This is a genomic window from Coprococcus eutactus (assembly GCF_025149915.1).
Classification (GTDB): Bacteria; Bacillota; Clostridia; order Lachnospirales; family Lachnospiraceae; genus Coprococcus; species Coprococcus eutactus.
Genome location: NZ_CP102278.1, coordinates 32917 through 47623 on the forward strand (window position 1 = coordinate 32917; position 14707 = coordinate 47623).

12 protein-coding genes are annotated in these 14707 nt (G+C 42.0%); 11 read left to right on the top strand and 1 reads right to left on the bottom strand.

Annotation, left to right across the window (positions count from 1 at the left end; all coding sequences use genetic code 11):
* Positions 1–207: 207 nt before the first annotated feature.
* The 6 genes from NQ536_RS00145 to NQ536_RS00170 all read left to right on the top strand — a co-directional run bounded on the left by NQ536_RS00145 (position 208) and on the right by NQ536_RS00170 (position 6914).
* Entirely contained in the window at positions 208–1899 is a 1692-nt protein-coding gene (locus NQ536_RS00145; protein ID WP_004852668.1) for a hypothetical protein, read from the top strand.
* A 21-nt stretch (positions 1900–1920) separates the two neighbouring features.
* A complete protein-coding gene (locus NQ536_RS00150) occupies positions 1921–2871 on the top strand; it encodes a glycosyltransferase family 2 protein (protein WP_044998260.1) in 951 nt (316 codons plus the stop codon).
* A gap of 127 nt (positions 2872–2998) precedes the next feature.
* Positions 2999–4408 carry a hypothetical protein gene (locus NQ536_RS00155; protein WP_004852664.1) on the top strand — a complete coding sequence of 470 codons (1410 nt, stop codon included), beginning with the start codon at positions 2999–3001 and terminating at the stop codon, positions 4406–4408.
* Positions 4396–4611, top strand: a complete 216-nt coding sequence (locus tag NQ536_RS00160) for a hypothetical protein (RefSeq protein WP_004852660.1) — start codon at positions 4396–4398, stop codon at positions 4609–4611. The genes NQ536_RS00155 and NQ536_RS00160 overlap by 13 nt, the downstream gene beginning before the upstream one ends.
* An 88-nt stretch (positions 4612–4699) precedes the next feature.
* Positions 4700–5785, top strand: a complete 1086-nt coding sequence (locus NQ536_RS00165; RefSeq protein ID WP_147564956.1) for a Yip1 family protein — start codon at positions 4700–4702, stop codon at positions 5783–5785.
* A 205-nt stretch (positions 5786–5990) separates the two neighbouring features.
* Positions 5991–6914: an AraC family transcriptional regulator gene (locus NQ536_RS00170; protein ID WP_022058395.1), complete on the top strand. Its 924-nt coding sequence runs from the start codon at positions 5991–5993 to the stop codon at positions 6912–6914.
* A gap of 111 nt (positions 6915–7025) precedes the next feature.
* Here the strand turns inward: NQ536_RS00170 and NQ536_RS00175 are convergent, their stop codons facing one another.
* Positions 7026–7838 (bottom strand): YesL family protein, encoded by an 813-nt coding sequence (locus NQ536_RS00175; protein WP_004852653.1) that lies wholly within the window; start codon positions 7836–7838, stop codon positions 7026–7028.
* A 395-nt stretch (positions 7839–8233) separates the two neighbouring features.
* Between NQ536_RS00175 and NQ536_RS00180 the strand changes: the two genes are divergently transcribed.
* The 5 genes from NQ536_RS00180 (at position 8234) to NQ536_RS00200 (ending at position 14686) form a co-directional block, all read left to right on the top strand.
* Positions 8234–9544 carry an ABC transporter substrate-binding protein gene (locus NQ536_RS00180; protein WP_022058397.1) on the top strand — a complete coding sequence of 437 codons (1311 nt, stop codon included), beginning with the start codon at positions 8234–8236 and terminating at the stop codon, positions 9542–9544.
* A gap of 117 nt (positions 9545–9661) precedes the next feature.
* Positions 9662–10648 carry a carbohydrate ABC transporter permease gene (locus tag NQ536_RS00185; RefSeq protein ID WP_015534456.1) on the top strand — a complete coding sequence of 329 codons (987 nt, stop codon included), beginning with the start codon at positions 9662–9664 and terminating at the stop codon, positions 10646–10648.
* Between the two features lie 15 nt (positions 10649–10663).
* Positions 10664–11506: a carbohydrate ABC transporter permease gene (locus NQ536_RS00190; RefSeq protein WP_004852646.1), complete on the top strand. Its 843-nt coding sequence runs from the start codon at positions 10664–10666 to the stop codon at positions 11504–11506.
* Positions 11507–11639: 133 nt separating this feature from the next.
* A complete protein-coding gene (locus NQ536_RS00195) occupies positions 11640–12320 on the top strand; it encodes a hypothetical protein (protein ID WP_004852645.1) in 681 nt (226 codons plus the stop codon).
* A 173-nt stretch (positions 12321–12493) separates the two neighbouring features.
* Entirely contained in the window at positions 12494–14686 is a 2193-nt protein-coding gene (locus NQ536_RS00200) for an alpha-galactosidase (RefSeq protein WP_044998258.1), read from the top strand.
* The last annotated feature ends 21 nt before the right edge of the window (positions 14687–14707 follow it).

A 14707-nucleotide genomic window follows, 5' to 3' on the forward strand; every position in this document is an offset into this window, starting at 1 on the left:
TCACAATGCAGAACAGACATGCAGATCTACATAAAAGGATCTGCATGTTTTTTTTAATCTGAGAGACTCATAGACTAATAAATGTTACAGATAATTAATTGTACACTTTGAGAAAATGTTAGTAACATGGTCTTTAAAGAAAATGAGAAAATGAGAAAATGAGCAATAATGTCTTTATTGACGAGATGAAGAGGAGAAAAAATTTATATGAAAACAAAAACAGGGGTAGTGAACAAATTGAAATCCAACAGGGCATTCTGGATAATCTGTGTGTTGTTTCTGGCAATCCAGTATTTTTTGTGTATTCATTACGGGATGAAGAGGGATTACCTGTTCTGTGATGAGGTATACAGTTACGGACTTGCAAACAGCAATGAGTACACATTTCTTCATCCGGGAGAGAATGATGAACCGCTTGACAATTGGGTGAGCGGAAGTTATTTCTCAGATTATATGAATTATTGCGATGAGGCATTTAATTATAAAGCGGCTTACGTGAACCAGGAGAGGGATGTTCATCCACCTCTTTACTATATGCTGCTCCATACAGTGTGCAGATTTTTCAAGGAAGCTGGATACTCGGCAATTCCGGGAATAGTACTAAATCTTATAATTCTTGCATTTGTGGATATAGTTCTCATGTACGTGGCGGCAAATCTTCTAGAAAGCAGGTGGCGCGGACTTGCGGCAACCGTTTTGTGGGGAATATCTTCAGTCGGCATCAGCAATTGTATGCTCATAAGAATGTATCTTCTACAGACATTTGAGGTCCTACTGTTTGTGGCGGCACACATATATATATTGAAGCACAAGAAAAAGATGACGGTGCCTTACTTTATAATGCTGGCATTTACAGTGTTCCTGGGCGGACTTACCCACTATTATTTTTACTTTTTCGTGGCTGGACTTGGACTTTGCGTATGTATCTATCTCCTGTCAGTAAAGAGAGTTAAGGAAATGTTTGCATATGGATTCAGTCTTGTGGCAGGGCTTGTGTGTGCCATAGCGGTATTTCCGGCAACAATCGCACATATATTTGGATACAGGGGTGACTATGCAACAAAGAATCTTACAGGATTTTCAACCAGAAAATTCATATCATACATAGGTTATGTAAATAAGGCATATTTTGCCGGACTGCTTCCTGTTATTCTGCTTATCGTTATAGCGCTCATAATTGTGTACATAGTTTCAAAGTTTGTTATAATACATATAAGTCTGAAGAGAGAAGAACACTCGATAAAGTATTCTGTAGATGTAAACAGGATTGATGTGAATGGAAAATACACAGGAACATTGTCCGCAAATGCGTTGTTATTTGCAGCGGTGGTGATAGCAGATGCCATTCTAGCATTTGTGGGAATACAAGGATCTGAGCTTGTAAACGCAAGATACATATACTCGGCACTCCCAGTATTTGCGATATTTATGGTATGGGGCATGGCAAAGCTCCTCGCGGTGGTTGCACCTGTCAACTACAATGTGATAATCGGAGTAGTATGTCTTATACTTTGTGCCGGAAGTATAAAGGTAAATGGCGTGGATTGGCAGTATGTAACATATCCTGAGAGAAAAGAAGCGGTTGAGCAGATGGCGGGAAATGATTGTATCATAGTCTGTCATGGCGATGGAAAATGGAACAACATATATGCCGGCATAAATGCATTTTCTGTGATGGACAGGTGCAGGTATGTGTACGAGGATGATCTAGGCGAGCTTTCAGATTTGACAGCCGATTGTGGTGATGAGCTGTACATGGCAGTTATAAATGATCCACGGTTTGACAAAACGGAGATACAAAAGGACATCAAGAGGATAAGAAAGACCACAAAGTATAAAAATGTAGAGAAAACGTATGATTATGCGGGAATAAAGATATTCCGCATGACGACAAAATAGATGTTTACAGGAGATGTAATGATGAAAAAGGTGAGTTTGATTGTTCCTTGTTACAACGAAGAGGAGGCACTGCCGATATTTGCTGCGGAACTTGATAAGGTGGTACAGGGACTCGGATCGTATGAGTTTGAGGTCCTCATGGTAAATGATGGTTCTTCAGATGGTACTTTGAAGGTTATGAAGGATGTGTCATCAGAATATGAGTATTTCAAATACATATCGTTTTCCAGAAACTTTGGAAAAGAATCAGCAATGTATGCAGGATTTTGCAATGCATCAGGTGATTATGTGGCGGTTATGGATGCGGACATGCAGGATCCGCCATCACTTCTTCCGGAAATGCTTGAGATTCTGGAACAGGGCGAATATGACAGTGTAGCCACCAGAAGGGTGACGAGAAAGGGTGAGCCAAAGATCAGATCATGGTTTGCCAGAAGATTTTACAAGCTTATAAACAGGATATCGGATGCTGATGTGGTGGATGGAGCCAGGGACTTCAGACTCATGAAGTCGGAGATGAAGGATGCTATAGTGTCGATGTGCGAGTACAACAGATTTTCAAAGGGAATCTTTGGGTGGATCGGATATAAGACAAAGTGGCTTGAGTATGAGAATGTTGAGAGGGTTGCCGGGGAGACAAAGTGGAGCTTCTGGAAGTTGTTCAGGTATGCCATAGACGGTATAATCAATTTCTCCGAGGCACCTATGATGATCGCGTCAGGTTTTGGAACATTTTGCACAGTTCTTTCATTTGCCATGCTGCTTTTCTTCTTTATAAGAAAGCTTGTATGGGGAGATCCTGTTGCGGGATGGCCTTCTCTCGTCTGCATTATTTTATTCGTATCGGGATTGCAGTTCCTGTGCATAGGAATGATGGGCAAATATATTGCAAAAACGTATGTTGAGGTCAAGAACAGACCTCATTATATAATATCTGACACGAATAAAGACGGAGTGGACAAAATAAATTGATAAATATTTAGGCTGGATTTACATACGTTTTACCGGGGTATGGTAGAATTATCAGTACTTTATATTTAACAGGAAACATGGTAACTTAATGTTTATAGGGGAAAAAAAGTGAACGGGGGAAAGTAAGATGGGCAGTTTTACATTAAAATGTCCAACGTGTGGAGGCTCGACTGTTCTCAACCCGGAGACGGGACAGCTGGAATGCAAGCAATGTGGCAATCAGTTTGGGGCGGCTTCATGGGGGACAAAAAACTCTGCTATGATCGAAAATGAAGATGGCGAGCTGGTAGACAAGCGGAGCTACAAATCCATGAGAAAGATTGCCAGGATAAAGAGATATATCACGGACAGTCCGGATGACATATACACCATGGATGAGATAAACCTTGGAAATGATGAGGATTCTCCAAAGTATATGGAGATGAATCTGTATGAATGTACGTCATGTGGAGCGAAACTCATGGTGAAAGCCACGGAGACGTCAAGCTTCTGTGCCTACTGTGGACAGCCGATGATATTGGTGGACAGACTGGATAAGGAGCTGGAGCCGGATCTTATAATTCCATTTTCAATATCACAGAAGAGAGCGGAACAACTGATTCGTGACAGGTTTTGTAAAGGATGGTTCGTTCCGGACGAGATAAAGCATTTTCAGATAGACAAGATACGAGGAATATATGTACCTCACTGGCTCGTATCATATCATGTAAAAAAGAAAATCAAATATATATTCACTGAAAATAAAAGGGAAGTGCGCACTGGCGGCGATAGTAAATGGTTAGATTCGGTAACCCAGAATTCTCGGAAAAACGATACAGAGAGAATAATACATAATTGTATGAAGGATGCGGAATGTATAGTGTCAAGGGTACCAGGTGATGCATCACGCAGATTGAATGACAACATATCATCAAGGCTTGAGCCGTATGATATTGACAGAGTACTGGCATTTTCGCCGGAATATCTTTCGGGGTTTTATACGGACAGATATGATGTCCCTGCAAAAGTGATCGCGGCAGTGGCAAAGGAGAAGAGTGATAAAGCCCTTCGTGATGAGATGCTTGGAGATTCTGGAGATAAACGGTTTAAAGATTATCATGTCACTGATGAAAAGACAGAGATAGAATTGTCAGACATAGAATATGCGTTGTTTCCGGTATGGTTCATGACATTTCAGTATCAGGGGATAATTTATACAGTTGCAGTAAATGGTCAGACTGGAAAAGTTGTGGGCAATGTCCCATCAAACAGATTTAAGGTTGGAGCGTCCATAGGTATACTCATGACAATAATGGTTATATTTTGTACATGGCTTTCAGTACTTATGGGGAATTTCATAATGGATATCTGGATGTTTGGTTCTGAAATTCTGATGTATGTTGTTGGCGCGTATTTGTTTCTGGTGGTCAACTGTATCTTATATTTCTGGAGAGCTATCAATAAGCTTCACAGGTCGAGAATTGATATTCACAGATTCAGAAGTTCAGGAACTATTGAATATGTGAAGGAAAGGCAGGATAAAACATGGGTTCGTTAACATTTGTGTTTGTTGCTGTGGGTGTTGCATGTGGAATATTTCTTACGATAGGAATTGTTCTGTCTGCTCTTGTGAGGTCAAATAATATTGGACAGGACGAGATGAAGGAATCTTCATATATAGATTATACAACATTATCATATCATGCCATATATGACAGCCAGAATGCAATAAATCATTTTGATGGAAATTACAAGAATTAGATATGATGACAAAACTAAAGAGATTTGTTATCATACTAGTTGATATATGAAAGATCACAGGGAAAAGGAATTGGAGGTAAATCAACAAATGAACGAAAATCAGGATCAGCAGTTTGGTCAGCCACAGGGAGAAAGCCCATCGTCAGATCAGGCTCAGGCAAATCAGCAGACAGGTGCATACAGCCAGGCACAGACAGGTGCATATGGCCAGCCACAGATGAATCAGCAGATGTATGGTCAGCAGGGTTACGGTCAGGGACAGATGAACCAGCAGATGTATGGTCAGCAAGGCTATGGGCAGGGACAGATGAACCAGCAGATGTACGGTCAGCAGGGCTATGGTCAGCCACAAATGAACCAGCAGATGTACGGTCAGCAGGGCTATGGCCAGCCACAGATGAATCAGCAGATGTATGGTCAGCAGGGTTATGGCCAGCCACAGATGAATCAGCAGTATGGCCAGCAGCAGGCTAAGAAATCGTCAGCAGCAAATGACATGATAAACGGCATTCTTAAAAATGTACTTGGACTTTTCAAGACACCTGCTGATACGGCGGGCGAGATGGTCGAGAGTGAGAATATGGTTTCAGGCGGAATACTCATAGGTGTAAATGCAGTTGTTACTTTTGTATTTTCACTTATAGGACTTCTCATCATGGGTATGGATTTTGGACCAGCCCTCGGCAGGGGATTCTATATGCTGGTATTTATGATAATTGCAAACATCATCATAACAGCAGGACTTTTCATATCGGGCGGAATCATATTCAAGGGCGGAATGACATTTGGCAAGGCGATAAATGTGTCAGGAACGATTGCTGTATATGAGACGATTGCTGTTGTAGTCGGAATCGTATTTGAGATCATCTCAGGAATCCTTCACAAGGTCGGTTTTCTCAGCGGAATCATAGGCGGATTTGCATATATTCTCTTTGCAGCGATAAGTATCGGTGGAATTCTTGTTGCAGCCCATGCTGCATATGAGAGTCTGGATCTTGATGACAACAACAGATTATATGCAATCATAGCAGCTGTTGTTATATCGATCTTCCTTATCACTGTATTTGACAACATCGCACAAAAGATATTTGACAGTGGTGCATGTGCAGAGCAGGTAATGTATTACTTCAAGCATGCTGCAGAAGTATTTGGATACCTTGACTGGTTATCATAAATACATAGAATAAGAAGTCCTACTGACACTTGTTCAGCAGGGCGGACAGATTATAAAAGTGCGGGATACTAATAAAAATCCCGCACTTTTATATTGTGCATTTTTTATGTATATGGTAAAAAGTTTTGTCATTAATTAAACATTGTGCTACAATAAAAAAGTATTTAGTCAGGGTGGCAAAGAAGTAGTAAAGAAAGGACGGGTTATGGTAAGAAAAGTTGGTTTAACAGACAGTGTTGGTTTTGCTTGCCTGGAAGATCTCCAATTGTCTAACTCCTATATGTGGGGTACCGCAATCAGTCTGGACTATTGTGGCAGAGAGGATTGCATCAAGGGGTGGAAGTTCGGACCATATGTGAGGGAGTCATACGTCATCCATATCGTAAAAAAAGGCAAGGGAGTATTTACTATAGGTGGTAAGAGTTATGAGCTGGAGGCGGGACAGGCTTTCATCATCAGACCGGGAGAAGAAACCATATACAAGGCAGATGATGATGATCCTTGGAGTTATATGTGGGTAGGATTCCACGGATACAGAGCAGAGGATTTCATAGAGTCCATGGGTTATAAGAAGGATTCTCCGATCATTAAGATCGAGCAGATGGACACATGTGCAACATGTATAAACAATATGCTTGAGTATTCGCAGATCACACGTATAAACGAGGTCAAGAGACAGAGTGCGCTTATGATGTTGTTTGCTACTATTATGGAGGACAATACATCTGGTCAGCAGGAGAATGACAATGTAGAGTATCCAAGTAAGATATACGTCAAGGCGGCAGTTGATTTCATCACTGAGAAGTATATGAACAAGATCAAGATAGATGATATTGCTGATTTCATAGGGATAAGCAGAAGTCATCTGACAGGAAGCTTCAAGAAGGAGATGGGTGTCTCACCACAGGAATATCTGATTAATTTCCGATTGGAGAAAGCTGCAAGTTTGCTTAGATCTTCAAAGGAACAGATCAATATAATCGCATACCAGTGTGGTTATGAGGATTCGCTTTCATTCTCAAAGGCATTTAAGCAGAAGTTCGGGATGAGCCCGAAATCATTTCGAAATCTAGAGGTGGAGCTTGAGACAGGCAAAGCCAAGGGTGACCATGAGGCATCTAAGCTTTAGATGAGAGTATAGCTACTAGAGAGCGCTATTGATATGATACTAAAAAACAGGATATACATTCCATATGTCGTATATGTGATGACATGGGATGTATATCCTGTTTTTATGTCCTTATTTATTGGAATTGCTGACTTCCAGCTTTTTAGTGACCTTTCTGGAATCCTTCTGGCCGGAAGATACCTGATCGGAAGATGACTTATCTGGCAGGATTTTGCTGTCTGATTCACCTGAGGGATCATCTGATACTTCATTTGATCTCATCCATGAGTCTGGATCGTCATCTGTGTACTGCTTGGTGACAGCTTCGAGGTATGGTGAAAATGCCTTTATGAACATGAATGATGATACATAAGCTATCAGCCCAAATCCGCACACTATAAGTATGAAGATGCCTACCATGAACACCTGTGGGCTGGCAAGCAGGAAATATGCAGGCAATGTGTAAAGTATCATTATAATAATGGTGAATATAAAATTCTTTGCCGCCATATATATGGACTGGAGTATGAGGTTCTTTAATGTATTCTCAAATGCGCTTATCACTGGGAACAGATAGATGGCGATAAAGCATATCAATATGAAGAAGATCACACTGGTGTAATACATGAGCTTGTTTTCCTGAGGACCACCTTTGCCAAAGAGATTGAAGTCCAGTGAGAATACAAAGGCTATCAGCATGAATAAGAGCCATGCTATGGTGGATTTTTTGAAATTGTCTTTAAAACCCTTGAAGAATAGTTTTATAATTCCTCCGGTCTCACCTGTCCGCTGTTTTTTAAGTAATGTGTAGTACATGGCACTCATTGACGCACCTATGGTGAATATTGGAATGCTGCATATTATGAATAGAATGTTCACTACTATAATGTCGCCAATTGTGCCAAAGATTCTGGCAAACCAGCCATCGCTATTGAAAATGTTCATAAGTTTCCTCCTGATATTAATTAATGTAGATAGTAGACATAACTTTTGCTGATACGTATGATCAGCTGCCCGAATAATGTAAGTTAACTATAGCACAAAAATACATGCCATAATATAGCATGTTTTACAATTTTCCATATGTGTTCTACATTTTGCCATAAAATAGCACAAAAATAGTGAACTTAACTACTTAAAAATATACATTTGTGACAAAAACCCATGACATTTTGACATTTTTCCATGTAAAAATCTTCACCAAAATTTTATAATTCAATCATAGGAAGCACACAGAACGCCGTAAGGCGAACCGGCAGAACAGGACGCAGAATTCAGGGTATGAAAGAGAATGTGGGTGTCGTAAATCCTGCCGGTGATGTAAAAAGGAGGAATGTTTTATGAGAAGAACAATGAAGAAAGCAGTGGCAGTAGGGCTTGCAGCAGCAACAGCATTTTCACTGTGCGCATGTGGCGGCGGCGATGGAAGTAAGGGCGGCAGCAGCAAGGATGCACTTGAGGTAGTTATCTGGGATAACAACCAGCAGAAGGGTCTGCAGCAGATATGTGATCTTTTCACAGAAGAGACAGGAATCAAGGTTGATGTACAGGTTAAGGAGTGGGATTCATACTGGACACTTCTTGAGGCTGGAGCATCAGGTGGAGATATGCCGGATGTATTCTGGATGCACTCCAACAACTCACAGATGTACATGAAGAACAACAAGCTCTTAAAGCTCGATGACTACATCGAAAAGAGTGACAAAGTTGATATGAGCAACTACATGTCAGAGATCACAGAGCTCTACACATATGATGGTTCATATTATGCAATACCAAAGGATTACGATACAATCGCTCTCTGGTACAACAAGAAGATGTTCGATGATGCAGGACTTGAGTATCCAAATGAGAACTGGACATGGGATGATCTCTATGATGCAGCTAAGAAACTCACAAAGGATGACGGTTCACAGTACGGTTTCTGTATGAACACATCAAACGATCAGGATACTTACTACAACATGGTTTACTCAATGGGCGGTTACATCGTAAATGACGATCACACAAAGTCAGGATATGATGATGCCAACACTATCAAGGCTATGGATTATGTAGGAAAGCTCCTCAAGGATTGCTGTCCACCAGCAACAACAATGTCAGAGACAGGTACAGACGTTATGTTCCAGTCAGGCACAGTAGCAATGATCACGCAGGGTTCATGGATGACAGCAGGATTCCTTGACAATGAGTATCTCGTTGAGAACTGTGACGTAGCAATTCTTCCATATGACAAGACAACAGGTATGAGAACTTCTATCTGTAACGGACTTGGATGGGCTGCATCAGCAGGCACAAAGAGACCAGATGACTGCTGGAAGCTTATCGAGTGGTTCGGTTCAAAGGAGATGCAGGAGAAGCAGGCTGAGCTCGGTGTAACAATGTCAGCTTACAACAACACATCAGACAAGTGGGTTAACTGTACAGATAAGTTCAACCTCAACGCTTACCTTGATATCACAAAGGAGTCAACAGTTCCAGGCGTAACAAATGAGCTTGTACTCAGACCTTACACATACAATTCAACAGTATGGTCACAGGCAGCACAGACCTTCTTCGCAGATGCATGGGCAGATCCATCAAAGATGGAGCAGTCATGTAAGGACTTCGCAGTTCAGATGAACCAGTACATCGATGAGGAAGACAAGTAATCCTACAGAGCATTTATAAGATAACATAACAGTGGGTAGGATGGAGGTCCTACCCATTGCTTACCAGAAACAGGCGGGGTGTTAATTACAATATAAATGAATAAGAGGAGGGATTTTATGTCAGATAACAACAAGAAAGTTGAAGAAAAAGCGGCTGAGATAATCCAGGCTACAGAGACACAGACAGTTAAGCCGGCAGCAGCAGAAGATAAAGAGTTCAAGAAAAAGAAGTCAACAACATGGGAAAGAAACCAGCGCAAATGGGGCTGGGCATTCATCCTCCCAACAATGATAGGAATCATCGTACTTAACTTATGGCCTATAGTACAGACAATATATCAGTCATTCTGTAAGGTTGGATCATTCGGAGATTCATCATTTGCAGGATTTGCAAATTACAAGAAGATGTTTGCTGACCCTGAGGTATGGCAGTCACTTCTCAATACATTCAAGTATGCGATCATTGAGGTTCCATTCTCAATCGCCATCGCACTTATACTTGCGGTATTCCTGAATCGTAAGATGCACGGAAGAACAATATACAGAGCAATATTCTTCCTGCCAATGGTAGTTGCACCTGCAGCTGTAGCCATGGTATGGAGATGGTTATACAATTCACAGTTCGGTCTGTTAAACCACATCCTCGGTACAAAGATCGAGTGGATATCCAATCCAAAGATCGCATGGATCTCAGTTGCGATCATCGGTGTATGGTCAATCATTGGTTACAACATGGTTCTGTTCCTTGCAGGACTTCAGGAGATACCTAAGGATTACTACGAGGCAGCGGATATTGACGGAGCATCAGGAGTAAGAGCTTTCTTCAAGATTACTCTTCCACTTCTCTCTCCTACAGTATTCTTCGTACTCGTAACAAGAGTAATCGGAGCACTTCAGGTATTCGACCTTGTATACATGGTAATGGATATTTCCAATCCGGCCCTCAAGAAGACAGAGTCCATCGTATATCTGTTCTACCAGTATTCGTTTCAGAATGGTAACAAGGGTTATGGATCAGCAATAGTAGTTCTTCTTCTCGCAGTCATCATGGTACTTACAGTATTCCAGATGATCGGTCAGAAGAAGTGGGTTCATTATAACTAGGAAGGGGGAATCGATATGACAAGAGGCGTACAGTTTAAGAGAAGAATGCAGAGATTATTGATTCACCTCATTCTGATCATATTCTCAATCATTATGATAGTGCCATTTGTATGGATGACACTCACAGCATTTAAGACAGTAACAGAGGCAACTTCGGTAAGTCCATTCGTAATATTCCCATCACAGTGGCGTACAGATGCGTTCACTACTGTTTGGAATAACATGAACTTCCTTGTTCTCTACAAGAACACATTACTGCTCATATTCTTCAGAGTTGTGTGTGCATGTCTCACAGCAACACTCGCAGGATATGCATTTGCAAGACTTAAGTTCAAGGGCAGAGACTTTATGTTCTCCCTGATACTTTTCCAGATGATGATTCCTTCACAGATATTCATCATCCCACAGTTCCTGATGATCAGTAAGATGGGCATGACAAATACAATGTTTGCTCTGGTATTCCCGGGAATTGTAACAGCGTTCGGTACTTTCCTGCTCAAGCAGGCTTACATGGGACTTCCTGGAGATCTCGAGGAGGCAGCGAGACTTGACGGATGTAACATTCCAAAGACATTCGTGTTCGTCATGGCTCCGCTTGCAAGATCATCGATGGTTGCCCTCGGTATATTCACAGCAGTGTTCGCATTCAAGGATCTGATGTGGCCACTGGTTGTAAACAGCAGTGCAAACAAGATGCCGCTCTCAGCAGCTCTTGCAACAATGCAGGGACAGTATCAGTCCAACTATCCACAGCTGATGGCTGCATCTCTTATATCATGTATACCAATGATCGTTATATACCTGATATTCCAGAAGCAGTTCGTAGAAGGTATCGCAACATCAGGTGGAAAGCTCTAAAGAAAGTTAAAGAAGATATTATATATGACCACAGGGTGACGTCAGTTACTGACGCCACCCTTGCGATACTGTGGACGCCGCGCGAAGCGCATCTCATGCGTTCACTCAACACAGAAACAAAAGGAGGACGTCTATGAAAAAGCCGATAATCACGGAAGAAGAAAAACAGAAGATCAAAGAGATGGACTCCACACGCAAAAAAATAGGATATATCTGGGATTATTACAAGCTTTGGATAATCGGTGCTGTCGTTCTCGTGGGACTTGTAGTGTATTTTTCTGTTGTGTTTGCAACGAGGGAGGACAAGCCGATACTGGATGTCGTCCTTGTGAACAACTACGATGATGTTTCAGGGAACAGCAAGCTGACACAGGGGTTTGTGTCGTATGTAGGGGAAGAAAATCTCCCGGGAAGGGTTACATTTGACAACAATGCATTTTTTAATCTGGCAAATAACTCAGATTATAAGAACAGTTACTATATGAAGGTGCTGGCATACCTTGAGGCGGACACTGCTCAGGCAGTCTTGTGCCAGTATGACAATCTCATAGGTCTGGCGAAGAGCGGCAGACTTGCAGACCTGTCGGATGATAAGGTCGGCGATATATATGATAAGTATAAGGATAGGATAATTTATTACGAGGATGAAGACGGAAAGAAGATACCTGTCGGAATAGATGTATCTGAAGGATACAAGGCGGCAGGACTTACTGAGTACACAGATGGCAAGGCATATATCGGATTGTCAGCATATGCGGCAGATTATGGATATGTGGAAAAATTTGTGGACTATATAGTGGAACTTGGAAAATAGCTTTTAAGAAGCTTGTGTGGAATCCAAAAATGTAAAAATTGCAGGGAATCGAATTAAAACTTAACTAGGAATACATTCCGGCGGAGCCGGTTGTAGATAAATTATGAAGAAAGACCAGTCAAATGGAAATTGGCTGTAGAGAAACTGGAGATCACGAAAAGGAGGACTTGGGCATGGCAATATTGATAAATGAAGAGAAAAAGCTTTTCACACTGAATACCAAAAATACTACATATCAGATGAAGGTGATTGATTATGGATATCTGGCTCATCTGTATTACGGCAAGAAAATGGACGGGGATATGTCATATGTCATAACTCATTACGATAGAGGATTTTCAGGCAATCCTTACGAGGCACAGGAGAGCAGAGAGTTCTCTCTGGACAATATTCCACAGGAATACAGCTGCTACGGCAACGGAGATTTCAGAACACCTGCATTCAACGTAAAGGATATAGAAGGAATCCACGGTTGTGATCTCAGATATGTTTCATACGAGGTTATGGACAAAAAGTACAGTCTCAAGGGTCTTCCTGCAGCATACACAAATGATGGCGAGAAGGGCGAGACACTCAAGATCGTTCTTCAGGATCCTCAGGTGGGAGTGGAGGTTGAACTCCTGTATGGAATTATAGAGGATAAGGATCTGATCACAAGATCAGCTATAGTCAGAAATATAAGCGATGCGGATATATTTGTGGCAAAGGCATCAAGTGTGAGCCTGGATTTTGTGACAGGTGATTATGATCTCATCCACTTCCATGGAAGACATGCTATGGAGCGCATGTATGAGAGAGAAGCTATAAATCATGGTGTGAAGAAGATCGGAAGCACAAGGGGTACATCAAGCCATCAGCACAGTCCATTTGTGGTTATAGCAGGCAAGGATGCGAATGAGGATGCAGGTGACTGCTATGGAATCTCACTTCTCTACAGTGGAAGCTTCAACTGTGAGGTTGAGAAGGATCAGACAGATCAGGTGAGACTTAACATGGGTGTTCAGGATGAGATGTTTGAGTATGTGCTTTATCCTGAGAGTGAGTTTGTGGCACCCGAGGTAGTTATGGTTTATTCGCCTGATGGATTTGCTGACATGTCACATAAGATGCATGACGTTGTGAGATACAATATCTGCCGTGGCGAGTACAAGACAAAGAGGAGACCTATACTCATCAACAGCTGGGAGGCAGTATACTTTGATTTCAACGGTGATGACATCGTAAATATAGCAAAGCAGGCTTCAGAGCTTGGCGTTGAGATGCTTGTCCTGGATGACGGTTGGTTCGGTGTGAGAGATGACGACAAGTCAGGACTTGGCGACTGGTTTGTAAATGAGGATAAGATGGGCGGTCCTATGGCTGATGTTGTGAAAAGAGTGAAGGCTCTCGGCATGAAGTTTGGTATCTGGATCGAACCGGAGATGGTATCTGAGAAGAGCGAGCTTTTCAAGGAGCATCCTGACTATGCATTTGTGATACCTGAAAGAAAGCCGGTCATGGGAAGAAGCCAGCTGAATCTGGACTTCTCAAGAAAAGAGGTCGTAAACTGCATATTTAATCAGCTGACAGCGGTGCTTGACAATATAGATGTTGATTATATAAAGATGGATATGAACAGAAGTATCCTAAATGTATACTCTATGACAGAGGGAATCCAGAACAATGGAACGATCCTTTACAAGTATGTACTTGGTGTATATGATTTCATGGAGAGACTTCAGGCAAGATATCCAAAGATGTTCATCGAGGGCTGCAGTGGTGGCGGTGGAAGATTTGATGCCGGAATGATGTATTACACACCACAGATCTGGTGCAGTGATGATACGGATGCCATTTGCAGGCTTGACATACAGTATGGAACTTCATTTGGCTATCCTATATCGGTGGTTGGCTCACATGTATCAGCGGTTCCGAATCACCAGACAGGCAGGACGACTCCGTTCAATACAAGAGCTGTCGTTGCCATGGCGGGAAGCTTTGGCTATGAGCTTGATCTGAACAAGGTCAGTGATGAGGAGAAGGAAGAGGTCAAGGCTCAGGTAGAAAACTACAAGAAGTATTGGGATCTCCTTCACAACGGACTCTACTATAGACTGACGGATGCAGACAAGAGCAAAGGCGTAGCTGCATGGTCATTTGTAGCAAGGGATAAGTCAGAGACACTTGTCAATATCGTGACGATGGAAAGCTTCTGCAATGCCCCTGTACCTTTTGTCAGAGTAAAGGGACTTGATGCGGATGCCACATATGTTGACGAGGAGACTGGCGCAGAGTACAGCGGACAGGGACTTGACCAGATAGGACTTCCTGTGCCACTCAAGTTCGGCGAGTACAATGCTTACCAGATCCATCTTGTTAGGAAGTAGCAAATAGATATAGGTACAAGC